We start from the raw sequence: 318 nt of genomic DNA, 5'->3' as shown, positions 1-318 counted from the left end.
TACCACGAGCAAGCGCCTGCGCTGCTTTGCTAAGCACGGAACGACGTGCAGCGCGTGTGGTGCCGAAGCCTCATACTTCGCGATCGAGCGCACGTATTCGAAGAAAGGCGGCGACGGTCCGTTCCATATGAATATGTGGGGTACCGTCAATGGCAAAGACGTGATATTTACGCACGATCATACGATTAGCCGCCATAACGGTGGGGCGGACGCGCTTCACAACATGACCACGATGTGTGGGCCCTGCAATTGGGAAAAGGGTCGTCGCGAGTACCAACCTCAAGGACAACAAGGAACTCAACATGAGCACTACTGACA

General features: G+C 55.0%; 1 protein-coding gene. It reads left to right on the top strand.

What is annotated here, in order from left to right; translation table 11 throughout:
- Positions 1-316 (top strand): HNH endonuclease (locus AC1RPX_RS07880; protein ID WP_481763343.1); only part of this gene is annotated, 316 nt, incomplete at its 5' end.
- Between the last annotated feature and the right edge of the window lie 2 nt (positions 317-318).

Source organism: Dellaglioa sp. CoH-56-MRSF-14, from assembly GCF_056782115.1.
This window is presented reverse-complemented; position numbering and strand designations above follow the sequence as displayed.